A 25417-nucleotide genomic window follows, 5' to 3' on the forward strand; every position below is an offset into this window, starting at 1 on the left:
GTTAGAATAACCTCCAGCCGGATTGACTCTGTTTAGGGGCCTTATAAACCCATGTCACGACCACTTTGACTTGCGCGAGCGGTTGCACATCATCATTACGAATAAGACTAAAAGTGGCCGTTTTATCCCCCTCAAAACTATATTGGTATTCTTGCAACGCTTTGCCAGTCCAGCAGGTTAACTGGTGTCCATGGTCTGACAAAATCAGACAGTACTCACCACTCGCGGGTGTCTGCCACCGAAACAACACATCTTGATAGCAAGTTTGCCCTTTATGTAGCGCAATGCAGCGTTCTGGGGTCGCAGTAAAAATAACGGCATCATCCTGACTGCAAACACCAAAGGAAGTGCTCAGCATCACTAACGCTAACCATAAATACAATCGGTTCATGCTCTCCCCCTAAAACACATAGCTAATAGAGGCATTAAAATAGGAGACATAGCTGGCTTGATTTAGGGGACTGTCTGTAACTTCTTTGGACAACAGATTCAAGCGATACATAGCTCGAAAGACAACACTCTCACTTAAAGGATAGGCAACCCCCACCTCCATACCGTAACTAAAAGAACTGTTTGGTTGATATTCAGGAAAGCGTTCGGTCGCTTCTTCCTTACTGATCCCAAAAAGATAACGATTTAAGGTGGCGGATGAGTAGCCGACGCTCCCCAATACGTGAAAATTCCAATTACGCACTTGCCAAGACTTGCCTAATCTAGCTGAACTCTGAATCCCTTGGTCATCGTAGTAATCAGACACTAATCTATACTGGAAAACGTAGTTATCGCCCCAATAACGCGTGGCACGAAAACCTGCGCCAATATAAAGAGAATCTTCCGAGAGTAAATAAGCATTGCGGCCAGCTTCATCGAGTGTTCGGGGATCAACATCAGGACGAGACCATGAACTTTGTAAATTAGCCAGCAGCAACTCTAAAGACCAATCCTCTGAGCTCCAAAGATTAAACCCTAGATTAATGCCATCTTGAGATTGGTGGATCATCTCAACAAATAGCCCTTTGTACTGGTACATACCACTTATCAACAAAGACAACTGTGCAGCACCATCATCCGTTTGCCGAACATCGACTCGATTTATCCCGTAAACACTCATGCCCAGTTCAAAATCACCGCCGTCAGCAAGACGATTAGTACCTCCGTTAACACTGCTGGCAATATCCGATGCTGCAGCCGCTCCTGAAAGAATGCTCAGCGTTAACACAAGAAACCAAAGAATACGCATGCCCATTGAACTCACATTTTTAGTCGGTATTTAGCACCATATATTACAACAGTTTATTGCCAGTCACTGCACAACCAGTATCATTTTTGCGGCACCTGCGGTAAGGCCACAGGATTCGCCTGTACATCCACAATTTATGCCGTTAAAAAAGTCGACTTTATCTGCCCATGGTGCGTCGCTGATGGCACTGCTGCTAAAAAATTTAATGGCTCATTTATAGATGACTATCGCTTATTGAAGCAGGCATTGTCATAAAATTATTTTCACCATGGATTTTAGCTAGATAAGAGATAAGAGATAAGCCATTAAAAATAGCGGGCACAATTCACCCCTAATATTGAGCTAACACGCCAAGCACAGGAAATACATCATCACATATCAGTGATGATGTGGATTGGCTCGCTAAAACTTGCATTAAAGGGACAGATCACAGAAGATCCTTTGGCCTTTTTCATTGCCTTTTATCTTACCTATGACTCAATCAGCATCGCTTACACCAAACTCTGTGACTCATCATCCGACGTCCCATGCTACGCGGGAAGCGACTGTCATACAGTGTTCATTAGAGGCGACACAGCGCAATGCTCAGATTAGGTCGCAATTCCCAGCCTTAAATCAAATGCTTGATGGCTATCCCCTATGTTATCTCGACACCGCAGCCACCAGCCAAAAGCCACAAATGGTACTCGATGCCATGGCACAGTTTTACACCAACGACAATGCCAATGTGCACCGTGCAGCGCATCAGTTATCGGCGCGTTCGACCTTAAGCTATGAAAAAGTGCGCGATCAATTGCAACAGTTTTTAAAGGCAAAACACCGCGAAGAAATCATTTTTACCCACGGCACCACAGAATCCATCAACTTAGTCGCCTTTGGACTCACAGCGCATTTAAGCAAAGGGGATGTGATACTTATCGACACTGCAGCCCACCACGCTAATATTGTGCCTTGGCAGGAACTAGCAAAACGCACGGGGGCTGTCATTAAACCTATCCCTCTGATGCAAGATTGCCGTTTAGATATCAACGCCTATCAAACCTTGCTTAAATTAAAACCTAAAATTGTTGCACTTTGCCATGTTTCCAATGTATTAGGCACAGTTAATCCCGTGGCTCAGTTAGTTAAATTAGCGAAAGCACAAGGGGCGATCACCTTAGTTGACGGCGCGCAAGCCGTGGCACATTTAACGCTGGATATGGCTGAAATCGACTGCGATTTTTATGTATTCTCAGGACATAAAATGTATGGTCCCACTGGCGTTGGCGTGCTTTATGGTCGTTTAGACGTATTAGACACGCTCACACCACTGTTAACTGGCGGTGAGATGATTAAGCGCGTGAGCTTTGAAGCGACAGAATTTGGCAACCTGCCAAATCGCTTAGAAGCCGGCACGCCACCCATTGCCGAGGTGATAGGCTTAGGCGCAGCCATTACCTTTTTACAAACCGAGCTTACACCGCAGGTTCAAGCCTATGAAGCTGAACTACTTAGGTATTTACAAACCCAATTGCGCGCGCTCGGCGAGGTGCATTTATACGGCGCCTTTGACAACAACATTGGCGTGGTTGCCTTTAACCTCGCCGATGAACATCATCAAGATATTGGAATTTTACTGGATCAACAAGGGATTGCCGTGCGCTGTGGCCATCACTGTGCCATGCCATTAATGCACACTCTCAATCTTAAGGGCTGTTGCCGCGCTTCTATCGGTATTTATACGAATAAAGACGATATTGACCGCTTTATTGCCGCATTAGCCTCGGTCAAAGACTTGCTGTTGTAACGAGCAACATTTAGCTATTTATTCACACATCACTCATTCGATGTTCAAACTGACGTTAAACAGGATTTTAGTCCATGACAGATTCGACCATACCTCTACCAAACGAGGCCGATTTTCACTATTTAGTGCAAGATGCCGATACCTTGTTGGCGCGTTTTACCAAGGCCGCTAATTGGCAAGAAAGATATCGCCAAATCATGCTATTAGGAAAAGAATTGCCTAACATAAGCACTGAATTACGCATCGATATAGCACAAGTAAAAGGCTGCGAAAGTGATGCTTGGCTCTATCACCGAGAAAAACATGGAAGACATTATTACCTTGCCGACAGTGACGCGCGCATTGTAAAAGGACTAATAGGGCTGTTACTTGGTGCTTGTCATGGAAAAACTAGCGATGAGATCCACGCATTTGATCCCCATGCTTACTTCGAACAATTAGGGTTAGCAGGTCAACTGAGCCCATCGCGGACTAATGGCCTGAATGCGCTCGCTAAAGCAATCAAAGACGCTGCACAATAAGATAAATGTTTTCTACACTGAGTGCTGTAATCGCCAAAAAAGGGATTTAATCAAAGACTTCGACCCGCTAAATAGGGTATAAAGAAGTTACATTTGCGTTAATTGATAGGAATCGAGCATGCCCAACCAGGCTGTCAATCACTACCGTCGCACTCTTCTTAAAGGTCTTGGCGCTGCAACCCTGTTAAGTCCCCTCGCCAGCATTCCAAGCTTTGCGGCTGCCCCAAGGCGGTTATATGTTGATGGTTTATCATTTCTCCCCGATGACTTAGCTGATGTTACCGCCTCTAAACTCGATGCCTATCTTTGCGATATTTCAGCCATTGAAACCCTGCAACTGCCCGATGGTACGCAAAACTATAAGCGTACTTATAAAGCCTGTATGGAAAGTATTAAGTTGGCCGCTAAACGGGTAAGCGATCACCCCGATATCCTATTGCAAGGTTTAACTGGGCGAGATATTCAGCTTGCGAGGGAAAGTAAACGCACTGCGGTGTATTTTCAAATTCAAGGAGCTGATTGTGTTGAGGAAGATAGCGATGTCAACCAATGGGCGCGCTTGGATGAATTTCATCAACAAGGACTACGTATCCTGCAACTCACCCACCATTATGGCAATACCTTCGCGGGGGGCGCATTAGATAATGATGCTAATGGCGGACTGAATAAACCACTCACTGCCCATGGTCGAGAGTTAATTGCAAAGCTCAACCACAGCAATATATTGGTTGATCTGAGCCACGCTAGCGCCCAAACCGCTCTTGATGTCGCCAAAATCAGTAAGTCACCCGTCGTCCAAAGCCATGGTGCGGCGCGTGGGATAGTCAATCATGCCCGCTGTTCGCCCGATGAAGTTATCCGCGCCATTGCGAATTCTGGAGGTGTTTTTGGCGTCTTTATGATGAGTTTTTGGTTAACACCAAATCCTGTGCCGACCATAAATGACTACATCCGTCAGTTAGAATACGTTATGCGTGTCGGCGGTGTAGACTGTGTGGCCATCGCTAATGACTTTCCGCTCCGTGGCCAAGAAAACTTACTGGCACTCGGTAACGACAACGCCCAAGGCATAAAAGAATATCAAGAATGGTGGTACAGCCTGCGAGCCAAAAACGTATTAGGATTTGATGCTGAACCAAGACATGTCGTCATTCCCGAACTGAACCATATCGACCGCATGGAACGTATCGACGATGCCCTAGCCAAGGCACGTTTTAAATCTACCGACCGCGACCGTTTTATGGGTGGTAACTGGCAAAGAGTGCTCAATCAAGTCCTGATTTAATCAGAGCCCCTAATCATAAAATACCGCTAGCCACAGGGTTTCTGAACTCGTCGACGTTGAGGCTACACGGTGCTTTTGGTGTGGCTGTATTGTTAAATAATCGCCCGTGGTGAGTGTCACGGTTTCACCTTGTTCAAATTCGAGCGTAGCCTCGCCTTTGAGTAACATCACCCACTCATATTGAGTTTGATCATACCATTGCCCAACTGGGGTTGACTGTCCATGGGAAACAATACGCTCAATCGTCACGCTATCATTGCCCGCCAGTTTTTCAAAAACCTCGGCGGATAAAGCCTCTGGTAAGTGACTAAAAAAATTTTGAATCATTTTTTATCCTTTATTTAACGGCCTTTTACCCGTTGAAGCATTGAGCAACCCTATCCAAAACCGCTATCATAGGTCGGCGTAAGACTCATTTTCTATGAGCTTATATCAAATAAATATGTTGTTTTGCATATGGATATGGAGATTTCCCACAATGTCGTTGTTTCGTGCGCTCAAAGCTAAACTCTTTAATTCGTCTGAACATAATCGCGCCGAGCAAAGCACTCTACTACAAGTAACACCCGCAGAACCTCCTATTGAAACCCCATATTTTTGTCGCCACTTTAGTTTAAAAATCCATGCAACAGAAGCCCTTGCGACCTCACTGGAGCAGGATGCCGAGCGGGGGATCACTACCTATCATTATGACTCTCCACAATTAATTGAGCTTCTCGGCTGGGAGTTCGCCAATGAACCTTGCGCTTTCCATACAACTCAATTTGATCGGCTCGAAATCAATAATCAGGCTAATGCACTGGAGCAATATTTTTGGTTAAACAAGGAAAAAGTATGCAGTATTACTCCAGTCATTCCCAACCAAGACAAGATGTTATGGCAGGTAGAACTGTACAATATCGATGATTTACTAATCAGCCACTTTACTATAGATGCGCACTTTATCGTTTGTGGTGATATCCAAGATCACGCCAGCCTAACCGGAAAACTGCAGCGTACTTTCCACGAAGTAGAAGACGAGCAAGGCATACGTCGCCTAAGAATTATTACTCAAAACCCTAAATTGACTCAGGTCGTTGAATCTAACTATTTTGGTGAGCGCGATGGTATTTCTCGCCAATTTGACGCCCTTGGCACCTTGTTATTTGAAGGGCATTTTATTCAAGATCAGCAAGTGGGGTTACAAACTTGGTTTCACCATACAGGTAACATTAATTACAGCGAAGATCGTCATCCTAATGGCATGTTTATTACGCGTTACCATGAAAATGGCAAGATAAGTGAAACGGCCGAAATCAATAGTGATGGCTTATATATCAATACATTAACTCGATTTTATGAATCAGGGCATGTCCAACTCACCCGCCCATTAATCAATGATCAAATCCATGGGATTGAATATTTATATTATGACAATGGTGCCCTAGAAGCTGAACGCCACTACGAGCAAGGCTATGAATTCCAAGCATTTTGGTATCACCCCAATGGAGTGTTAAAACAAAAAATGCGCGCCGATAGCACAGGAAAAATCCTTGAAGAATTTTATGAGAGTGGACAATTAGCTTGGCGTGAACAATTTAATCCTACAGGTGAGTTACATGGTGAGCATGTAAAATGGTATCCCAATGGTCAACTTGAAGAAAAAATCTATTTTGAACATGGCAAAGAACAAGGCATGGCCAATTGGTACCATGAAAATGGCCAACTTGCCCTTGAGATTTACTTAGAAAATGGCCTGAGGGAAGGTTTATTTAAAAGCTACTACGAAAGCGGTGTGTTGTCGGCAGAAGGTCAATATAAAAACAATCTCTCGGTCGCTCCCTTTATTGAATACTACGAAAATCAGCAAGTGCAAATGTATTTACCACACACCCAAGGCAACCGTGACGGCACCGCCCGGTGGTTTTATGAGGATGGCACTATACGTACTATTTCAGAATATGAAGTGCGCGATGGCCAAGGCTACCTTAAGGAGTCCAGCTTCTATAATAAACAAGGCATACTCGAATCCTATCAAAGCCATTCCAATACTCGCTGCGGTTATCATCTTGAAAATAATCAACGTGAATATTACCAAGAAGGGATCCCTGATACACGAATCGAATACTACGAGGATGGTGCAATTCGTTGGCTATTAACCTGTATTCAAGACAACTTGTTTAGTGCTAAGTCACTGTCCAGACAAGGCGCAATATTAGAAACAGGCACAATTCAAGTCACGGAAGAACGCTACCTTGATCTTGGTCACTGGCAACGCTTCACCCCTCAAGGACAACTCCTACGAGAAGTGTGGCTAGATGAGCAAGGACAACTTATCGAAAGCCGCCACTACTTTGATATTGATGAAAATACCACCGCACAAGAAGATGACGAAGCAGAGTGGGATAACCCCAAAAATGTGAGTAATGGCGATACTGCTGGCCAGCCTGCACAAGATCAAGCCGCCCCAGTGGTTACAACAAGGTCTACAGAAACCCTAAGGCTCTTTTATCACTTAAAATTTGACGATGAAAGCAAACTTTATACCTTGAAGCGTTACCATCCCAATAGCCATATCGCCGAAGAAGGGAATTTACAAATTCGAGGAGAAGAACAATTTTGGGTTGGCATTCATAATCAATATGATGAACAAGGCCGCATAGCACTGTCAGAAACCTACACCATGAGCGGTGAGCGGATTGAGCAAGCGACCAACACCAGTGCAATTGTGTTGAACTAAGTCATTATCAGCCCGCATTAACAGCCCCAAAATGTGGAGGCCACATTTTGGGGCTGTTAAATGACGGATTAAATCTGCTTCAGCCCTCGTACTTGACGGTTTTCACCGACCACCATCATTTCGCATTTAGGGCAGTCGAACACCAACTTAAGCACATCGTTACCAATTTCGAGCACCATAGGATCGGCTTTGATCCCCGGCACTTCTTTAGGGCAAAGATTAAAGTTAAAGCGCAAACAATGCTTAGTGATCATTAAGGGCACATCTTCGGTGACACCGTTTTTCTCATAAGTGTCTTGAATTTCAATCACACCATGGCGTTGATAAAAATCTTTCGCCTTTTGATTTGCGACATTACCTAAGTAACTCAAATGCTTAACAGGATAAACTGCATCTTGGTTATATTTCCATGGTTTTGGACGTATATATCCCTGCACGCGAGCCACTTCTAACGCTGCAACCGCATCACGGCGCAAACCATTAAGCACTGACGCTGGTAAGAACCACGCTTGGGCCGTATCGATACTGATACTGCGGGCAACAAAGTCAGTACTACCGAGTTTGCCAAGCTGAGTGCGGGTTGTTTGCAGCGTTTTTTCAATATCGGTCGCAGGTGTTTTTTCGGCTACTAAGTTCACGCTGGCGCTTAACCCATAAGTATCAGTTAGGGTCAACGCAAGTCCATCTGTGGTATCGCTCAAGCGCATATCCACGCCAATAATACGTTTAGATGATTCCTTGGCGAGTAAGGTTTCGAAGGCTTGATTATGGTTGCGGTATAACGTCATCCCAACCTTTAAGTCCTTTGGCACCTGTAATATATGCAACTTAAGCCCTTCTGCTCGATTGACCCGTAAGCCTTGGAGTTTATCATCGGACTGTTTGGCCATGGCATAATTGAGGGGGAAAAACGCTAAGCCATCACCATTGTTGAACTCATGGGTTGAACTCACTTGGATAAAGTCTTTGCCTATGCTGACCACTTTACCCACTTCTTCGCCTATGTATTTTGGTGAGCGAAAATCTTTGATCCCTTGGCTACGTTCATGGACAAAATAATCCGTACTGCCGCGGTTAAAGGTTTTTTCAGGATCTGGGGTAAAAGTGTACTCGCAACGACCATGGGATGAAGCCACAAATTCTGGGCGACGCGCCATAATCGCATCAAGTTTTTGCCGATAGTGGGCAGTGACGTTTTTAACGTAACTTAAATCCTTAAGGCGACCTTCGATCTTAAATGAACGAATACCAGCATCAATTAGCGCTTCAAGGTTTTCGGTTTGGTTATTGTCTTTAAGTGATAATAAATGCTCATTCTGCGCTAATACATCCCCTGCACGAGTTTTTAAATTCCCCGGCAAACGGCACATTTGCGAACATTCTCCGCGGTTAGCACTGCGATTACTAAAAGCATGGCTTAAGTTGCATAGCCCACTGTAGGCCACGCAAAGCGCACCGTGAATAAAAAATTCAAGCTGCATATTAGTATGTGCCGCCACTTCACGGATCTGGCTTAGGCCAAGTTCGCGGGCAAGTACAACCTGTGAAAATCCCACTTGCTCTAAAAACGCCACCTTTTCAGGGCTGCGGTTATCCATTTGAGTACTGGCATGCAAGGCAATCGGTGGTAAATTAAGTTGCAATACGCCCATGTCCTGCACAATCAGCGCATCGGCACCGGCTTCATACAATTGCCAAATCAGTTTTTCAGCATCAGCCAGTTCGTTATCCATCAGGATAGTATTAAGCGCGACAAACACTTGAGCATGGTACTTGTGAGCATAGGTACACAGACGCGCGATATCTTCAACACTGTTACCCGCCGTTGCTCTAGCACCAAATGCTGGGCCACCGATATAAACCGCGTCGGCACCATGGCGTATGGCTTCGATACCGTAGTCAGCATTTTTTGCTGGCGCCAATAACTCGAGGCGGTTATGAACGTGAGAAAGATTCTCAGGGGTGTAAATCTCTGGCTGGCTCATGGCTTCACAGGCTCAAAATGATCAAGAACAAAAAAGAGCGTGATTATAGCAATAACTCGAATGTAGCTCTATCAGCAAATCATCAACTAAACACGCTTTCCTTCTATCCAAACTAAATGCTAGCAACCAGTAATCTTAATCCCCCACACTTGCACCCTCAAGCTGAGCAGAGTATCTTTGCCGCGCATTGACCAATAGGCACTATGATGACTGATTTTATTTATCACCCCCCCACAACACCTTGGCTTGAGATTCTTTATCAAGATAAAGATATTATCGTGATTAACAAACCTTCGGGATTGTTGTCTGTGCCAGGTCGAGATCCAGCCCATTACGATAGTGTTTATGCCCGCGTAAAAGCCGAACACCCCCATTGCCAAATCGTGCATCGTCTCGATATGGCAACCTCGGGCGTGATAGTCCTCGCCCTTATTCGTAGTGCTGAACGAGAACTAAAACGTCAATTCCACGATAGAGAAACCAGTAAAACGTATATTGCACGGGTTGCAGGCCATATAAAGCACGACACAGGTAGTATTGACTACCCACTTATCTGCGACTGGCCAAATAGACCCAAACAAAAAGTCGATCATTTTGTCGGTAAACCTTCGCTCACTCACTATCAAGTTATGAGTCGAGCCAAACGTTCAACACTCGTTAAACTCACCCCAATCACGGGCCGCTCACATCAATTACGGGTGCATATGATGGCAATAGGCCATCCTATTTTAGGAGACGGTTTTTATGCCGATCCACTCGCTAAATCATTAGCTCCCCGCCTATTACTCCATGCGGCAGAGCTCACCATCAAACATCCCTACACAGGTGTTAGCATGACTTTTAGCACTGAAGCTCCGTTTTGTGAGCCTTTGGGTGAACAATGATCACTAAAATCAAATAAGATGGGCAAAATTGGTAGCAATTCTCCATAAAAAAACGTAGCTTTATGACAATTCATTACGTTATAGAGAGTTTATTTATGGATACCGCATTTCAGCGCGATCAACTCGATAATCATATCCTTGAAGCCCTAATGCAAGATGCAAGAACCCCCTTTGCAGAGCTCGCTAAACGCTTTGGCGTCAGTGCTGGTACTATCCATGTTAGGGTAGAAAAGATGAAGCAAGCAGGTATTATCACTGGTGCGCAAATCACCGTAAACCCTAAAGCCCTAGGTTATGACGTTTGTTGTTTTATCGGCATCAATCTTAAAAGTGCTGGCGATTACCCTGCCGCCATAGCGAAACTCAATGCCCTAGAAGAAGTCGTTGAAGCCTATTACACCACTGGCAATTACAGTATTTTTGTAAAAGTCATGTGCCAATCGATTGATGGTTTACAGCACGTTCTTATTAATCGCATTCAATCTATCGATGAAATTCAGTCAACAGAAACCTTGATAAGCTTACAAAACCCAATAGTCAGGGCAGTTAAGCCCTAAGTTGCCCCATCTCGCTTTAAGCACAATTAAAGTTACAAAATATGATATAAGTCTTTTTTCCATTAAAAGTGTTAAATACACAACACTTTTATGTTACAACTTCATTGCTACCGCCAAAAGAGCGAGGCATAACTATAACAATTCAGCTACAGACACATGATTTAGTGTGTTGAAAGCATTAATTGACAAGGAAGAAGTTGTGAAGACAAAATTATCGATCGCCATATCCACGGCACTGTTATCTAGTGCTGCTATCGCAAACAGTGAATTTACCTTTAAACCATACTCTCCTGAAATGTCCTCCCATGAGAAATACAGTAAACCTCAGGTTGCTGTATCCAATATTGCAGCTCCACAGCGTTTTATCGTTGAAATGGAATCTCCTGCACTGGCGGCTTATCAGGGTGGGATAGGTTCATTTGCTCCAACAGCATCCACAAAAGAAGGGCAAAAACTAAACGTACAATCCGCTGAAGTTAAAAGCTATGCCAGCCATCTCGCCAAAGAACAAAATAATTTTGCATCAGCTTTAGCAAAGACAATTCCTAATGCAAAAGTTGAGCGTCATTTCCAAACTCTTTTTAATGGTGTAACCGTTGTTGGTCAAGGATTAAGTGCCGAAAAACTGGCTAAAATGCCTGGCGTTAAATCCGTCTACCCAGAGACCATGTATGAAACAAACATGGATGCATCTCACCAAGTGATTAATTCCCAAGCAATGTGGGAAGCCGTTTCAGGGATGGAAAATGCAGGTAAAGGAATTAAAGTCGCAATCATTGATGGCGGTATTCGCCCCGAAAATCCAATGTTTGCAGATGCAGGTTTCACTGCCCCAAGTGGTAACCTACCTTCAGATGATTATTGCTCTACTGTTGATGCCTCTTTTTGTAACAACAAACTCATAGTTGCGCGTTGGTCACAACCGACCTTCCCCGTTTGTGCAAAAGAATACATGAGCCCACTCGGTTATGGTGGGCATGGTACCCACGTTGCGGGAACGGCTGTCGGTAATAAGGTTTCAACAACATTCAAAGATATTCCTGTTGAGTTATCGGGCGTCGCTCCAGCCGCATATCTGATGGTCTATAAAGCACTTTATAGTAATCTCGAGTGTGAAAGAGGCAGCGGCTCAAACATTATGTTAATGGAAGCATTGGAACATGCTGTCAATGATGGTGCTGATGTTATTAACAACTCTTGGGGTGGTGGCGCGGGTGGAGATCCTGCTAGTAGCCCATATAAAACCATGTTTGAAGCGGCAGAAGCTGCTGGCGTTGTTGTAGTCACTGCTGCAGGTAATGATGGTAATGGCGCACAAACAGTGGGATGTCCTGGCTGTATTGAATCAGGGATTACCGTTGCGAACACGACAACTGGTCGCTATTTTGCCAATAGTTTCAATGCTGGTGGTGAAGATTTACTCGCAATACCAAGCTCAGATGCTGTATTGAGCGCAGATATTACAGCACCTATCATTGCAGCTAAAAATCTAAATGCTGAGAATGCCAATGGGTGTGATGCCTTTCCAGCAGATTCATTTAAGGACGGTATCGCATTAATTTCTCGTGGCGTATGTAACTTCTCATTAAAAGCAGCCAATGCTAAAGCAGCAGGCGCCAAAGCCGTCGTTGTATACAATAGTGTTGCGGGCGCTCCGATTACCATGTCTATGCCCGATGATCCATTTCCTGCACTAATGATTACTAAAGATGCTGGTTTAGCCATTATAGAAGCCATGGGAGACACGCCAACAATTGGAACGTTGTCGGCAACAACCAAACGCATTATCGCACCTGAACTTGCTGATAATTTAAATAGCTCAAGTTCACGAGGCCCTAACGGTAATCAAAATATCCTAAAACCAGATATCGCGGCACCGGGCACAGATATTCTATCTGCTTACTCACCAGATGATGGTGGGCAAGGATTAGATTTCAATGCCATTTCAGGTACCAGTATGGCAAGTCCTCATGTTGCGGGAGCAGCTGCTCTTATGAGTCAATTGCATCCAGACTGGAGCCCCAATGATATCAAAACCGCGCTCACCTCTACGGCTAAATATGTCGATATTCTTGATGATGACTCTGTAACAGCGGCTAACCCATTTGACATGGGGGCTGGTCGTATGGATTTAGATGCAGCAGCGAAAGCGGTGCTAACCTTCGACAAACCATCAATCGCCTCTGACTCTTGTGTTGGACCATGTACTTTCACTCGCACTGTTTATAACAAAAGTGACAGTACAACGTCTTGGAGCTTATCAGCTTCATCCGATAGCACAGGTATCACAGTATCACCGTCTACATTAGAACTTGCCGCAGGCGCCTCTGCCACATTTACAGTAACAGTTGACTCAACTTTCGCTAAATATGGTGAGTGGATCTTCGGAAACATATTGATCAATAGCAATGAGGGGCGACAAAATGCTCACTTACCTCTAGCTGTTCTGGCTAAAGAATCAAGTAATGCATCCCTAATTTCAACCAATACGACCAAATCAGATATTAACGCCAGTGATGTCATCCCTATGGTAGCAACACTCACTAATACTCTGTTTGAAAACACAGTTACTTTTACAGCACAAGCACCTAAAGGGACTAAGCTGACCTCCAAAGATGATGTCAATGTCACATTAGCTGGAGCAACCCAAAATGGCTTGCAGGTAAACGAAGATTTAGGCCTAATCACTTGGGTTGGTTCTCTTAATTTACCTAAGATGGCGACCACAAAAGGGGCTCAAAGATTCCCAAGTATCATTGGATTAGGAACCAACCCTATCACTTGTAGAACTGGATGTGATGAGGTGAGCTTCAGTTATAATGTTCCTAGCTTTAAATATAACGGTGTAAGTTACTCCAGAATTACATTATCGGATAACGGTATGGCAATTGTTGGGGGAGGAAATACGAGTGGTTCTTATGCCAATAAGCAGCTACCTGATGGTGCAAATCCCAATAATATTCTAGCGCCATTCTGGTCTGACTTTGATCTATCAGATAAAACGGTTGGCGATACTGGTGGCGGTGATCTTGCTATTGGCGTATTTACCGACAATGCAGGTGTAACATGGCTCGCTTTAGAGTGGAATAAAGGCAAGCTCTATGGTGATACATCAGGTTCGGAATATACTTTCAGTATTTGGATTCGGACGGGTGCTACAGAAGAAGTTGTATTCAACTATATCGATATTCCAAACATGCCATCTGCAGTCACCATTGGTGCAGAAAACATAGGAGGAACGATTGGTACCACATATCACTTTAATGGCACTGGTGGCACTGTCACATCTGGCGATGCTGTAACCTTAAGAAACACAACCGCTGGTAATGTAACGATTAATTACAGTGCTAAAGCAACGTCTCTTAATGTTGGTCAAGCGGATGTAATTGACACTGATGAAGAAACTCTAGTTTCTATTAATGTCCTTGAAAATGACATTAAACCAGATCAAAAGGTAGCCCAAGCCTCTGTCACTGGCGATGGCATGACAGCAAAAGCACTACGTGTTATTGACGTTATGCCCAAGGGGCCTTTAGGTGGCGTAAAAATAGTACAAGCTCCTACCCACGGTACAGCAGTGGTGAGTACTGAAGGTCATATTGACTATACCCCTAGTGTCGATTTCTTTGGTACTGATACGCTGAGCTACACATCCGTTGATGAAGATGGCAATACTGGAGAAGCTGCAATGGTCACTATTAACGTTCACAATGTTAATGATGCGCCAACTGTCGCTCCTGTAGGCTCAACAGGTGTAGAAGGTTCGACAGTAACAGCTACCGCTAATGGTGCAGATATAGACCAAGATACTTTAACCTATAACTGGGTACAAACGAGTGGAACCCCTGTTACCTTCACAAATGGTGGTGGAACGATCAGCTTCACCGCTCCAGCAGGTGCCCAATCGCTGGTATTTACAGTAGTTGCGTCTGATGGTGAGCTAGAAAGTGCTCCAGGCACTGCAACTGTCACAGTAACAGCCAAACCAACACCCGCTAAAAAGAACGGTGGCGGTTCTCTTGGTTGGTTAACAGCTTTACTCTTGCCACTGGCGTTTATTCGTCGTCGTATGAAGTAATATTTTGTTAAAAACAAAAGGGAGCTCTTTAGTAGCTCCCTTTTTATTAGATGTAATGCGAAGAAATATTACGAACGCAGCCCGATCCCGCGTGAGATAAGATAGTAAGCTAACGCCCATAAAGCGATACAAAAACCCACCATAATGGCGATGGATAGCGGCACACTGATATCGGCAAAGCCTAAGAATCCATAGCGGAACACGTTAATCATATAAACTACGGGATTTAGTGCTGAAACGCCCTGCCAGAATGAGGGTAAAAGTGTTAAAGAATAAAAGACCCCGCCAAGGTAGGTAAATGGGGTGAGCACGAAAGTCGGTATGATGCTGATATCATCAAAACTCTTTGCAAAAACGGCATTAATTAAGCCTCCTAAGGAGAACAGCACTGAGGTTAAAAAGACCGTCATTATCACCAACCCCGCATGGTGCAAGCGAATGTCGACAAAGCACATCGCGACTAAAGTTACAATCAACCCAACACATAAGCCACGGGCAACACCACCTCCCACATAGCCCGCAATCATTACATAATGGGGCACAGGTGCTACCATTAGCTCTTCTAAATTGCGTTGAAATTTAGCACTATAAAACGAGCTCGCTACATTTGAGTAAGAGTTAGTGATCACCGACATCATGATCAAACCGGGTGCAATAAACTCCATGTAAGATACGCCACCCATATCCCCAATTCGGCTACCGACTAAGTTACCAAAAATCAAAAAATACAAGGTCATGGTAATCGCAGGTGGGACTAACGTCTGAATCCAAATCCTTGTAAAACGATTGATTTCTTTACTTAAAATACTTTTAAAGGCAATAAAGTAGAGCTGATTCATGCTAAAGCTCCCTGGGTTTTATTCACCAATTCAACGAAGAGTTCTTCTAGCCGATTTGACTTGTTACGCATAGACAATACTTCCACATTTGCGGCAGTTAATTGACGAAATACCTCATTAAGATTGTGATCTTTAGCCACATCCACCTCTAAAGTGTGGGGATCGGTGAGACGACATACCATGCCATCGAGCGTTGGAGCGACATTGATGTCGTGGCGTAGGTCGAGAATAAAGGTTTCCATATTCAGCTTACCGAGCAGCGCCTTCATACTGGTACATTCCACCAGCACACCATTATCGATAATGCCGATATTGCGGCATAGCATTTCTGCTTCTTCCAGATAATGGGTTGTGAGAATAATGGTTACACCCTGCTGATTAATTTGTTTAAGGAACTCCCACATAGAACGGCGCAGTTCAATATCCACCCCAGCGGTGGGCTCATCTAAAATCAGTAGCTTAGGTTCGTGCATCAAAGCACGGGCGATCATTAAACGCCGTTTCATACCCCCAGATAGCTCCCGCGACTGGCTGTGACGTTTTTCCCACAAATCTAGCTGAGTTAAATACTTTTGCGCGCGCTCAAGCGCGATAGACTTGGGTACACCATAGTAACCTGCTTGATTCACTACTATCTGTAATACCGTTTCAAACTGATTAAAATTAAATTCCTGCGGGACTAAACCTATGCATAATTTGGCATGCTCTAATTGTTCATCAATATCATAACCAAAGACTTTAACCGTACCAGAACTCTTCTGAACTAAAGAGCTAATAATCCCGATAGTAGTGGATTTACCCGCACCATTAGGGCCGAGTAAGGCAAAGAAATCCCCTTGATTAACAGTAAGACTAATGCCTTTAACTGCTTCTACGCCGCCTTTATAGGTTTTTTTAAGCCCTTCGAGTACCAGAGCATGGGCAGTATTCACCATAGTTGTACCTGATCCTTAACATAACGAGACTAATAAGATGGTGGCAAAAAAGCCAAATACAATACGTCGACCTTATATAAAACAAAACTCCCGCATGTTGCGGGAGTTTTAACTGTTATAACCGAGCAAGAATGCAATTATTCGAGTGGCACAACTTTCGCGATATAAGGCAGGTTACGATACTGCTCGGCATAATCAATACCATAACCCACGATAAACTCATCAGGGATAGTAAAACCGATAAAATCAACCTTAACATCCACTTCTCGGCGCTCTGGTTTATCCAGCAAAGTACACAGAGCAAGACTTTTAGGTTCGCGCAGCAACAACATCTCGCGAACTTTACTTAAGGTATTACCAGAGTCAATCAAGTCTTCGACAATCAGCACATCGCGGCCTGCGATATCCGATTGCACATCTTTAAGCACTTTCACATCCCGTGAACTGGTCATTGAATTGCCATAACTGGAAACCGACATAAAATCAATTTCAACATGGCCCTTAATACGGCGACAGAGGTCCGCCATAAAGACCACTGAGCCTTTTAACAATCCCACCATCAACAAGCGTTCGCTGTTGGCATAATGGGCATTGATTAACTCAGCCATTTGATCCAATTTTTGGTTAATCTCTTCGGCGGAAATCATCACTTCGGTGGTGTGTTTCATATCAGTCTCAATTGTCGAGGTCACGGTGGGTCTGCTTGTCATACCCCCAGCGACTCGTTAGTGCATGGTCAACGCCCAAATGATCGAGAATTCGAGCGACCATGAAGTCTACCAGATCTTCCACCGATTTGGGATTGTGATAAAAACCGGGCGCCGCAGGCATAATCGTCACACCGAGGCGAGAAAGGCTCAACATATGTTCGAGATGTATAGCATTAAAAGGGGTTTCTCTGGGCACTAGGATAAGCTGTCCGCGTTCTTTAATCACCACATCTGCCGCTCGTTCAAGCAGATTATTGCTCATTCCTGTCGCAACCGCCGCGAGTGTTCCTGTTGAGCAAGGACAAATGACCATTTGTTTAGGTGCGGCGCTGCCTGATGCGGGGGGAGAAAACCACTCATCCTTACCAAGCACAACCAATTCCCCCACAATAGCCGCATTTTTTTCTGCCAATACAGCAAGCAGTTGTTGTTTCGCTTTTTCGCTATTAGCACTGAGTTGCAAACCGTGCTCTGTCGCTAACACCACTCGCGCCGCACTCGAAATCATCAAAAACACTTGAAAACCAGAAGCCAACAGACATTCGAGTAACTTCAGTCCATAGGGAGCACCCGAGGCGCCAGTCCAAGCTAAGCTAATTGCCTTAGTCGACTTTGCGTAGACCATCTTAGTTAACCTGCTCTACCGTTGAAGCCTGCTCTAATGCGGCAAGCAGCTTCTTATGTAAACCACCAAACCCACCATTACTCATGACCACTATGGTGTCACCGGGTTTAGCCGTTGCCGCAACCTTAGCGACAACCTCATCAATCTGATGCAACACCATGACAGGGATCACTGAGGCTTCCATCGCCTCTTTCATGTTCCAGTCAATCGTATCTGCTTGATATAAAAACGCTTCGTCAGCTTGCATCATAGAATATGCGAGCGTGTCTTTATGCACGCCACTCTTCATGGTATTTGACCGTGGTTCAAGTACGACAATAATTTTGCTCTGGCCGACCTTAGCGCGCATCCCTTTTAATGTGGTCGCAATAGCGGTGGGATGATGGGCAAAATCATCGTATACGCTGATACCATTCACTGTACCTAACAACTCAAGACGACGTTTTGGCGGTATAAATTGTGCTAAAGCCTCAATCGCAGCACTTGGCTTAACGCCCACATGACGCGCGGCTGCAATCGCCATAATGGCATTTTCGATATTGTGCTGACCAATTAAATCCCACTCAAGTACCCCTTGGGATTCGCCGTCAAAAAACACTTCAAAACAATGGCAATCATCACTTAAGGCTTTGCCATACCAACCAGTAATAGACTCTGCTGTATGATAATGTTCTTGCTTACTCCAGCAGCCCATATCAATAGTCTGTTTTACCGATTGCGCATCAACGGGCCAAATGATCTTTCCTTCACCTGGCACAGTACGGATCAGGTGGTTAAACTGCTTTTGGATAGCCGCTAGATCGGCAAAAATATCGGCATGGTCAAATTCGAGATTATTAATCACAAGAGTACGTGGATGATAATGCACGAATTTGGAGCGCTTATCGAAAAAAGCGCTATCGTATTCGTCGGCTTCGACGACAAAGAACGCTGATTCCCCCAAACATGCAGACACACCAAAGTTTTGCGGTACACCACCAATTAAAAAACCGGGCTGATAACCACAATCCTCTAAAATCCACGCTAACATGCTCGAAGTTGAGGTTTTACCATGGGTGCCTGAAACCGCTAACACCCAACGTTCAGGTAAAATATGCTCGGCCAAAAATTGCGGACCAGAAGTGTAAGGAATACCCATATTCAACACGGCTTCTACACAGGGATTTCCCCGACTCATGGCGTTACCAATCACGACTAAGTCAGGATAATGTCCGGCTTCACCCAATTGGCTAGGATCAAAACCTTGAATAAGCTCAATGCCTTGTTCTTCTAGTTGCGTACTCATTGGAGGGTAAACATTGGCATCCGAACCCGTCACTCTATGCCCTTTTGCCCTAGCCAATAACGCCAGACCACCCATGAAGGTTCCACAAATTCCTAAAATATGTACGTGCATACCGCTCGCTCTGATGTTTTTGAATTCAAGGCTATTCTAATCCATAGAACCGCAGATTGGCAGGTTAGGATCTCGGAAAAGCCACTTACTCGGCAAAGATCCTGACAAAGAAAGGGATTTTTACAATTGACTGAAGTTTATCTAACAGGATTATGTCACAACACTCACTTATCCACGTAAGCTGGCGTAGAGCTTAGCGTGTTGGCTGCGATGGCGATTAAATAAGAACTGACGTAAGGCTTCGCGCTCTTGGATTTCAGCTTCAAATCTCACAATTGCCAATCCTTCTTCATGGCGGATAGGTTCAATCTTTACCCGCATCGTCTCACCATCGGGAAGTTGTAGCTGTAACTCTTGGCTACCAATTAGCTGTTCAAACTGTTGTTGGGATTTAGCACGAATAGCCATGCCAGAACTCGATAAAGACACGACAGACCATTGCTCACCCTGATCATGGTCGAATATCCACACATCCTCAGGCTGAGTCAGGCGCCAACTCCGTTCCGCACCAGTGGTGTCTAAGACTTCTGGAACACCCAATGTCGGTTGTAATTGCCCAAAGTCATCGAGTCTCATTTCAAGGGGGAACCACAGTTTATAAGGGCCAACCTCAGCTAAAAGCGTTAACTTGGCTTTACCTAATAAGGAGGCCAATGCTTGCGGCACTTCGGTTTTAACCGTCAATACATGATTAACCCAAGGCTCAGGATTAGCCTCCTCCATGCCATGAGTTATACGATTAGGAGAAAATAGCTCACTAAAGCAAGCTAATTCCTCCAAGGTTAAATACGGCTCATCAATCATATAGCAACCTACTCAGATGAATCCCTTGTGCAAAAAATTACCACCAAAGCATGGTTTAGTACATTTTTTCAGCGATTAATTTGCAAAAAAAGAAAAGTAGGCTACCAAGGCTAAGGCCACACTCCCATTAGCCATTTACACTATTTTATTAATCATGTTTTTGATGATTGGTCGGTGGTGCAAATAAGATCCTCAGTCTCTGTGGCAGACTCAACCCCTTTGCCGTAACTTCGCTAAACATATCGCACCATTCACTGAAGGTCACTTTTAGTGGATTAAAGCTGTTGACTGGTTTAGTGATCCCGTAAATCACAGTTTCGTCCTCAGGTTCAAAGGTGCCAAATAGCTTGTCCCAAATGATAAGCACACCTGCGTAATTTTTATCGATATATTGGGGATTACGGCCGTGATGTACCCTATGATGTGACGGTGTATTGAAAACCCATTCAAGTGGCCCAAGTGATGTAATCGCTTGTGTATGCACAAAAAATTGCAATCCAAGATTGAACAATACGACAAATATTACCCAGTTTGGATCGAAACCTATTACCACCAGCGGTAACCAAAATATCCACATGCCCGCAAAGGGATACATTAAACTCTGACGAAACGCAGTGCTAAAATTCATATTCTCAGAGCTATGGTGTACCACATGAGCCGCCCACATCCAGCGCACTCTGTGGCTCGCCCGATGGAACCAGTAATAACAAAAGTCCTGCGCAACCATCAAGGCAATAAAGCTCAATGGACCCATTTCAATATCGAATAATTTCCAACCAAAAATCGCCAAATACAGCTTAGCGATTAGAAGGCCTGTGAGCAGATCTGCGCCTTGATGCATTGCCGCGAGGCTGAAATTACACAGCACTTCTTGACCACGATAACGTGCACTCAAAGGTAATCTTTGTTTTTTATCGCCAAAGTACCATTCCAGCAAAATACACATGAAAAACAATGGAGCAAGTATAAGCAGTAACACTTCTGGGTGCTGGATCAGTGAGGTGATATCCATATTAAGGTCGTCCTGTACTCTTCTTGTTTTATGATTCTTTTTATCGTTATCGTGTTATCTCAATCCAAACCGAGGTTAATAAACCGCATTCAACACCACAACGCAGGCAACAATGGTCGGTTCCCCATGCTCGGTTACCAACGTGCATAGTGATCTTCAGCGAGACCAAGGACATTACTGAGCAAATAACTGCGTCCTTGATTGTCGATTATCGTGCCGCTGAAATGGCCGATAAATTGGCGAAAGTTACTCTTAAGGAAAAGTAAATTACGCTTTTCACTGCGACAATTGTGCGCCGCAAACTGCAAATCCACTTGACCATTTTGGCTGTAGATCCGCCAGACTTCGGCGCCAAGAGTGGCATAGCGATCAAATTCAAATTGCACGGGCCCAAGTAAATGGCGCTCGCCATTAATCCAAAAGACATTTTCCGTTGCCCCGGTTTCATTTACTCCGGCAGCTAAATTAAGCCCCATTATGCCTTCATGGATCCGCGCATTGATCGACGCCCAGCGCCAACTCGTATCGCGGCGCATATAACCTGCTGAAAAATCATAGCCCGCTAAGGCTTGATTCAACGGCTGAGGCTCGTGACCTACTGTCAAACTACCTTTAACGGTCAAACCATTATGCTTTTGTGTGTAAGTCCAGCCGTTATATCCCGTCGGACTACACATCGCCATAGGTAAACTTAGGGGGAATGGATGCAAAGTCACATCGGCTTGAATGTTTTTAGTATCTATCATTAACCGCCAACCGCCCTCAACAATCTCAAAGCTTAACCGCGCCCCTTTACGACCAATTTGGCTTTTACCATTAGCAGGTGATGACGTCATCTGATAGCCAAGCCTTAAAGGTTTTAGCCAATCAAGCTGGGTGAGTGTGTTAGTGTTAATGTCGTATAAATAACAAAAAGCACTGCCGACATAGGCAATATCGGCAAGCGCGACCCCAAGGACATAACGTGGCGTGACCAAAGAAACAAACTGAAACTGCTTATAATCGAAATGCTTGGCCCACGCTGAAGCAGGTTTATCCATAGTGTCATAGTAGGCAAAATCCGCTAAACCTAAGGTTTTGACTATGCCATCGAAATGGCCTAAATGAGGTAATCCTTTCGGATTGATTAGGCTATCTGGGGCGATTTGCGTTGCTATCGTTGACATGACTCAGCCTTACACAAAGAACAGGGGAGCATCTATGCTCTCCTCTTATAAACATCGAATTTTTACTCTAACCTGTCCCACATTGCATTAAAAGAGTGCAACACCAAATTGTTGTGAACTTGTTATCCACCAGCATTCTATCTTAGCGAAATGCCTTAGTGATAGAATCAAAAAGCGCCTAAAGGCGCTTTCATCATTGCTCGCAGGATATTGAGAAGCGATTAGAATTTGTAGCTAATACCAACATTAATCCCCTGCAACTCTAGTTCTTTCATCGGAATATATTGATATTCTAGATTCAAACCAAACCCCGACTTAAATCGATATTGCCAACCGACAGCACCATAAAAACCGATATCGTCAGAATCCCTATCTTGCTTATCCATCTCATAACTCACTTGGGTGTAAGCTGCGCCTAATTTGGCATACAAGCTATTGCCTCTCGATAACGGATATTCACCGTAAGCGGCTATTCTGCCACCCTGATAACTTAGATCTTTTATCTCGCTAAATGCCTCAACAAGTGCACTTGCCACGCCACCAGACCCTGCTAAATAACCTGCTTCAACGCCAAAATGCTCATTGAGCATATAGCGGTAATATAAATCGACAGTGACGGTATCACCCGCATCATATTTACCATTTTTAGTTTCAAATTCTTGGGCACGTAACCTAAGCTAGCGCCAACGAGATGATGAGTTGCATCATTTGCAGTTGCATTCGAGCTTAATGTGCCAGCACTCAAGCCTAACAAGACTACCCATACTGATAGGGATAAATTCGTTATATATTTCATTCACGCTCTCATCTGAGTTAATTGAGTCTTTAAAAATTGTCGCGATGGATAATACCAATCGTATTAAATATCTGTTCATTCAGCGGGAGTTCAACGCGCTTTAGACAAGGCGAAGGATTGAAGGCATAGTGGTGCTCTGTCGAAAGCCTTAAACGCAGTATAAAGCGTGCTGAAACCCGCCCTTCGGGAGCCTCACAGGCATCCCACTCCCGTGTTGCATTGACTTAAAAGGGAATGACCATTTCTACGTCAATGCGCCTTGGATTGAGATGCCTGTGAGGCTCTGAACTGATTAGATATTTAATGTGATTGGTATAATATACGCCTCGCCTGTACCTCAACTGAATCACGGTGCTCTGTGGCATCAAAAGTGATTTCTGGTATGCTGTAACCACTTTTACTTGCACGAGATCTCCAATGAAACGGCTATTACTGACTTTGACTTTTCCCCTGCTATTCGTGGGCTGCGCTAGCCAAAAGCCAACTCATATGGCTTTTAGCCCGCAAATTCCAGATGTGAAACAACAAATATCAAGAACTATCCCTATTTCACTGGAAACCCTTGATACCCGTAATGTCGAATATGTTGCACGCTTTATTGAAGAGGGCACAAAAACACGCTTAGTCGGCCCAAGTGAACCACCAAAATTACAACTCGACGAAGTATTCCGTAATGGTTTTGCTCAAGCCGGTTATCAAATTGATCCAGGAGCCAGTCATTCGGTACAAATTCAATTAGAAGAATTACAGATGGATGTGACCAAAAAAACCTTTGGTTATGAAGCTAAGCACAGTGTAATGATTGCCGTGCAAGCTCGAAACTCGACTCAAGAACTCGTTAAACGCTATAAAGCCAAAGGGACACTAAAAGGGCCACTAACCCCCGACTTTGCAACCCTAGAATTAGATATGAACAAATTACTTGGCCAGCTGTCGGGGGAAATTCTAAATGATCCCGAGCTAAACCAATTTTTACAACAATAATAATCGCCGATAGTTTATAAGGAAATCAAAATGCTACGCTGGATATCTGCGCTCATATTCCTGTGTATTAGTCACAGCAGCTTTGCAATCGACATTCAACCTGACACCTTGTATCCCCAAGTCGAGTTTGATACCAGTTTAGGCAAAATCGTGGTCGAGTTAGACAGAACCCGAGCCCCCATTACTGTCGACAACTTTTTAACCTATGTCGTAAAAGGTGAATATGACAACACCATTTTTCATCGCGTGATTAGCGATTTTGTCGTGCAAGGGGGAGGACTCAACCCTAAATTGGATGAACTGCCTGCGGGAAAACCTATAGTGAATGAGTCTGGCAACGGTCTAACAAATAGTATGGGCACAATTGCCATGGCTCGGGATAACGATCCACACTCGGCTACACGCCAGTTTTACTTTAACGTGACTGATAACACTAAACTCGACCCCTCAAAACGCCGCTGGGGTTATGCCGTTTTTGGTGAAATAATTGAAGGTAAACCTGTACTTGAAGCTATGGCCGTAGTAGAAACAACGACCAACCCTAAACTTAATTGGCCCGATGTCCCCGTCACCCCAATCATATTGAAATCGGCTAAATTACTGCCTAAAAAATAATAAAAAATTCGAGTAAAAGCGCTAATTATGCATCTATACTCAGATAGCAACTGAAAGGAGGCATACGATGACAGCAACTGATTTCATCGATAATAAAGCACCCCAGCTTGCTGTGTATGGAAAAGCCTTTTTGAGTGATGAACTCGAATTCCATGAAGTACAGCTCTATCTTTGGGATACGCTAGAGGAATGGCAATTGCTCAATCCAACAGGCGACGCACAAACGGAAACCGAGAAAGTGTTTTGGCATTTACTCCATAGCTTTAACACTTGGCCAGGCAGCACTCTTCGCGGCAATCAATATCTGCGTAAGCAAATCCATGATTGTTGTAACTTTCTCAGTCTTGGAGGCAGAATGCCTAACGGTTGCATAGGGATAAGACCTTAATAGGTCTAAGACTGCCATATTAGGCAATCAATAGGGTGGTATCACAGCAAAATGGCCCAGCATAACTGGGTCATTTTTTTATGATAAAGTGC

At 44.3% G+C, this 25417-nt stretch carries 23 protein-coding genes and 1 pseudogene; 11 read left to right on the forward strand and 13 right to left on the reverse strand.

What is annotated here, in order from left to right; genetic code table 11:
• Window position 1 precedes the first annotated feature (1 nt).
• Both SPUTW3181_RS17300 and SPUTW3181_RS17305 read right to left on the reverse strand, forming a co-directional pair.
• Window positions 2-391 carry a DUF3019 domain-containing protein gene (locus tag SPUTW3181_RS17300; RefSeq protein WP_011790590.1) on the reverse strand — a complete coding sequence of 130 codons (390 nt, stop codon included), beginning with the start codon at window positions 389-391 and terminating at the stop codon, window positions 2-4.
• 9 nt (window positions 392-400) lie between these two features.
• Entirely contained in the window at window positions 401-1240 is an 840-nt protein-coding gene (locus SPUTW3181_RS17305) for a MipA/OmpV family protein (RefSeq protein ID WP_014609947.1), read from the reverse strand.
• Window positions 1241-1306: 66 nt separating this feature from the next.
• On the opposite strand from SPUTW3181_RS17305, the gene SPUTW3181_RS21720 reads away from it, so the two are divergent.
• From SPUTW3181_RS21720 to SPUTW3181_RS17320, 4 genes are all read left to right on the forward strand, one after another.
• A complete protein-coding gene (locus SPUTW3181_RS21720; RefSeq protein ID WP_227498165.1) occupies window positions 1307-1495 on the forward strand; it encodes a CbrC family protein in 189 nt (62 codons plus the stop codon).
• A gap of 217 nt (window positions 1496-1712) precedes the next feature.
• Entirely contained in the window at window positions 1713-3026 is a 1314-nt protein-coding gene (locus SPUTW3181_RS17310; RefSeq protein ID WP_011790592.1) for an aminotransferase class V-fold PLP-dependent enzyme, read from the forward strand.
• Window positions 3027-3100: 74 nt separating this feature from the next.
• Window positions 3101-3547 carry a SufE family protein gene (locus tag SPUTW3181_RS17315; protein ID WP_011790593.1) on the forward strand — a complete coding sequence of 149 codons (447 nt, stop codon included), beginning with the start codon at window positions 3101-3103 and terminating at the stop codon, window positions 3545-3547.
• A gap of 118 nt (window positions 3548-3665) precedes the next feature.
• A complete protein-coding gene (locus SPUTW3181_RS17320) occupies window positions 3666-4832 on the forward strand; it encodes a membrane dipeptidase (protein ID WP_011790594.1) in 1167 nt (388 codons plus the stop codon).
• 9 nt (window positions 4833-4841) lie between these two features.
• Here the strand turns inward: SPUTW3181_RS17320 and SPUTW3181_RS17325 are convergent, their stop codons facing one another.
• On the reverse strand, window positions 4842-5159 hold the full coding sequence (locus tag SPUTW3181_RS17325) for a cupin domain-containing protein (protein WP_011790595.1): 318 nt from the start codon (window positions 5157-5159) through the stop codon (window positions 4842-4844).
• A 151-nt stretch (window positions 5160-5310) separates the two neighbouring features.
• Between SPUTW3181_RS17325 and SPUTW3181_RS17330 the strand changes: the two genes are divergently transcribed.
• Entirely contained in the window at window positions 5311-7551 is a 2241-nt protein-coding gene (locus tag SPUTW3181_RS17330; RefSeq protein ID WP_011790596.1) for a toxin-antitoxin system YwqK family antitoxin, read from the forward strand.
• A gap of 68 nt (window positions 7552-7619) precedes the next feature.
• Here SPUTW3181_RS17330 and SPUTW3181_RS17335 read toward each other — a convergent pair whose 3' ends face one another.
• Window positions 7620-9536 carry a peptidase U32 family protein gene (locus SPUTW3181_RS17335; protein ID WP_011790597.1) on the reverse strand — a complete coding sequence of 639 codons (1917 nt, stop codon included), beginning with the start codon at window positions 9534-9536 and terminating at the stop codon, window positions 7620-7622.
• A 206-nt stretch (window positions 9537-9742) separates the two neighbouring features.
• Between SPUTW3181_RS17335 and rluA the strand changes: the two genes are divergently transcribed.
• The 3 genes from rluA (at window position 9743) to SPUTW3181_RS17350 (ending at window position 15055) form a co-directional block, all read left to right on the forward strand.
• Window positions 9743-10420 (forward strand): bifunctional tRNA pseudouridine(32) synthase/23S rRNA pseudouridine(746) synthase RluA, encoded by a 678-nt coding sequence (gene rluA, locus SPUTW3181_RS17340; protein ID WP_041408248.1) that lies wholly within the window; start codon window positions 9743-9745, stop codon window positions 10418-10420.
• A gap of 95 nt (window positions 10421-10515) precedes the next feature.
• The gene (gene asnC / locus SPUTW3181_RS17345) at window positions 10516-10977 is read left to right on the forward strand and encodes a transcriptional regulator AsnC (protein WP_014609941.1); all 462 of its coding nucleotides are present in this window, start codon (window positions 10516-10518) and stop codon (window positions 10975-10977) included.
• 199 nt (window positions 10978-11176) lie between these two features.
• Window positions 11177-15055, forward strand: coding sequence for a S8 family serine peptidase (locus tag SPUTW3181_RS17350; RefSeq protein WP_011790600.1), 3879 nt, complete (start codon window positions 11177-11179; stop codon window positions 15053-15055).
• A 68-nt stretch (window positions 15056-15123) separates the two neighbouring features.
• Here the strand turns inward: SPUTW3181_RS17350 and SPUTW3181_RS17355 are convergent, their stop codons facing one another.
• The 9 genes and pseudogenes from SPUTW3181_RS17355 to SPUTW3181_RS22290 all read right to left on the reverse strand — a co-directional run bounded on the left by SPUTW3181_RS17355 (window position 15124) and on the right by SPUTW3181_RS22290 (window position 23329).
• Window positions 15124-15894: an ABC transporter permease gene (locus SPUTW3181_RS17355; protein ID WP_011790601.1), complete on the reverse strand. Its 771-nt coding sequence runs from the start codon at window positions 15892-15894 to the stop codon at window positions 15124-15126.
• Window positions 15891-16829, reverse strand: a complete 939-nt coding sequence (locus SPUTW3181_RS17360; protein WP_011790602.1) for an ABC transporter ATP-binding protein — start codon at window positions 16827-16829, stop codon at window positions 15891-15893. Before SPUTW3181_RS17360 ends, SPUTW3181_RS17355 begins: the two co-directional genes overlap by 4 nt.
• A 137-nt stretch (window positions 16830-16966) precedes the next feature.
• The gene (hpt, locus tag SPUTW3181_RS17365) at window positions 16967-17497 is read right to left on the reverse strand and encodes a hypoxanthine phosphoribosyltransferase (protein ID WP_011790603.1); all 531 of its coding nucleotides are present in this window, start codon (window positions 17495-17497) and stop codon (window positions 16967-16969) included.
• A 7-nt stretch (window positions 17498-17504) separates the two neighbouring features.
• Window positions 17505-18164, reverse strand: coding sequence for a flavin prenyltransferase UbiX (locus SPUTW3181_RS17370; protein ID WP_011790604.1), 660 nt, complete (start codon window positions 18162-18164; stop codon window positions 17505-17507).
• A 1-nt stretch (window position 18165) separates the two neighbouring features.
• Window positions 18166-19560 (reverse strand): UDP-N-acetylmuramate:L-alanyl-gamma-D-glutamyl-meso-diaminopimelate ligase, encoded by a 1395-nt coding sequence (mpl, locus tag SPUTW3181_RS17375; RefSeq protein WP_011790605.1) that lies wholly within the window; start codon window positions 19558-19560, stop codon window positions 18166-18168.
• Between the two features lie 168 nt (window positions 19561-19728).
• Window positions 19729-20364: a hypothetical protein gene (locus SPUTW3181_RS17380; protein WP_011790606.1), complete on the reverse strand. Its 636-nt coding sequence runs from the start codon at window positions 20362-20364 to the stop codon at window positions 19729-19731.
• Window positions 20365-20512: 148 nt separating this feature from the next.
• Window positions 20513-21376, reverse strand: a complete 864-nt coding sequence (locus SPUTW3181_RS17385) for a sterol desaturase family protein (RefSeq protein ID WP_011790607.1) — start codon at window positions 21374-21376, stop codon at window positions 20513-20515.
• A gap of 134 nt (window positions 21377-21510) precedes the next feature.
• Complete coding sequence (locus SPUTW3181_RS17390) at window positions 21511-22542, reverse strand: DUF2804 domain-containing protein (RefSeq protein ID WP_011790608.1); 1032 nt, start codon at window positions 22540-22542, stop codon at window positions 21511-21513.
• A 221-nt stretch (window positions 22543-22763) separates the two neighbouring features.
• A pseudogene (locus tag SPUTW3181_RS22290) lies at window positions 22764-23329 on the reverse strand (porin family protein).
• 426 nt (window positions 23330-23755) lie between these two features.
• Here SPUTW3181_RS22290 and SPUTW3181_RS17400 point away from each other — a divergent pair.
• The 3 genes from SPUTW3181_RS17400 (at window position 23756) to SPUTW3181_RS17410 (ending at window position 25325) form a co-directional block, all read left to right on the forward strand.
• Complete coding sequence (locus SPUTW3181_RS17400; RefSeq protein WP_011790610.1) at window positions 23756-24322, forward strand: YajG family lipoprotein; 567 nt, start codon at window positions 23756-23758, stop codon at window positions 24320-24322.
• A 30-nt stretch (window positions 24323-24352) separates the two neighbouring features.
• Window positions 24353-24937, forward strand: coding sequence for a peptidylprolyl isomerase (locus SPUTW3181_RS17405; RefSeq protein WP_011790611.1), 585 nt, complete (start codon window positions 24353-24355; stop codon window positions 24935-24937).
• A 67-nt stretch (window positions 24938-25004) separates the two neighbouring features.
• Entirely contained in the window at window positions 25005-25325 is a 321-nt protein-coding gene (locus tag SPUTW3181_RS17410; protein WP_011790612.1) for a hypothetical protein, read from the forward strand.
• Window positions 25326-25417 lie beyond the last annotated feature (92 nt).

The sequence above is a fragment of the Shewanella sp. W3-18-1 genome (assembly GCF_000015185.1).
GTDB lineage: Bacteria > Pseudomonadota > Gammaproteobacteria > Enterobacterales > Shewanellaceae > Shewanella > Shewanella putrefaciens.

Coding starts and splice junctions, on each gene's coding strand:
- SPUTW3181_RS17300 (WP_011790590.1), bottom strand. CDS start 391: ATGAACCGATTGTATTTATGGTTAGCGTTAGTGATGCTGAGCACTTCC.
- SPUTW3181_RS17305 (WP_014609947.1), bottom strand. CDS start 1,240: ATGCGTATTCTTTGGTTTCTTGTGTTAACGCTGAGCATTCTTTCAGGA.
- SPUTW3181_RS17310 (WP_011790592.1), top strand. CDS start 1,713: ATGACTCAATCAGCATCGCTTACACCAAACTCTGTGACTCATCATCCG.
- SPUTW3181_RS17315 (WP_011790593.1), top strand. CDS start 3,101: ATGACAGATTCGACCATACCTCTACCAAACGAGGCCGATTTTCACTAT.
- SPUTW3181_RS17320 (WP_011790594.1), top strand. CDS start 3,666: ATGCCCAACCAGGCTGTCAATCACTACCGTCGCACTCTTCTTAAAGGT.
- SPUTW3181_RS17325 (WP_011790595.1), bottom strand. CDS start 5,159: ATGATTCAAAATTTTTTTAGTCACTTACCAGAGGCTTTATCCGCCGAG.
- SPUTW3181_RS17330 (WP_011790596.1), top strand. CDS start 5,311: ATGTCGTTGTTTCGTGCGCTCAAAGCTAAACTCTTTAATTCGTCTGAA.
- SPUTW3181_RS17335 (WP_011790597.1), bottom strand. CDS start 9,536: ATGAGCCAGCCAGAGATTTACACCCCTGAGAATCTTTCTCACGTTCAT.
- rluA (WP_041408248.1), top strand. CDS start 9,743: ATGACTGATTTTATTTATCACCCCCCCACAACACCTTGGCTTGAGATT.
- asnC (WP_014609941.1), top strand. CDS start 10,516: ATGGATACCGCATTTCAGCGCGATCAACTCGATAATCATATCCTTGAA.
- SPUTW3181_RS17355 (WP_011790601.1), bottom strand. CDS start 15,894: ATGAATCAGCTCTACTTTATTGCCTTTAAAAGTATTTTAAGTAAAGAA.
- SPUTW3181_RS17360 (WP_011790602.1), bottom strand. CDS start 16,829: ATGGTGAATACTGCCCATGCTCTGGTACTCGAAGGGCTTAAAAAAACC.
- hpt (WP_011790603.1), bottom strand. CDS start 17,497: ATGAAACACACCACCGAAGTGATGATTTCCGCCGAAGAGATTAACCAA.
- SPUTW3181_RS17370 (WP_011790604.1), bottom strand. CDS start 18,164: ATGGTCTACGCAAAGTCGACTAAGGCAATTAGCTTAGCTTGGACTGGC.
- mpl (WP_011790605.1), bottom strand. CDS start 19,560: ATGCACGTACATATTTTAGGAATTTGTGGAACCTTCATGGGTGGTCTG.
- SPUTW3181_RS17380 (WP_011790606.1), bottom strand. CDS start 20,364: ATGATTGATGAGCCGTATTTAACCTTGGAGGAATTAGCTTGCTTTAGT.
- SPUTW3181_RS17385 (WP_011790607.1), bottom strand. CDS start 21,376: ATGGATATCACCTCACTGATCCAGCACCCAGAAGTGTTACTGCTTATA.
- SPUTW3181_RS17390 (WP_011790608.1), bottom strand. CDS start 22,542: ATGTCAACGATAGCAACGCAAATCGCCCCAGATAGCCTAATCAATCCG.
- SPUTW3181_RS17400 (WP_011790610.1), top strand. CDS start 23,756: ATGAAACGGCTATTACTGACTTTGACTTTTCCCCTGCTATTCGTGGGC.
- SPUTW3181_RS17405 (WP_011790611.1), top strand. CDS start 24,353: ATGCTACGCTGGATATCTGCGCTCATATTCCTGTGTATTAGTCACAGC.
- SPUTW3181_RS17410 (WP_011790612.1), top strand. CDS start 25,005: ATGACAGCAACTGATTTCATCGATAATAAAGCACCCCAGCTTGCTGTG.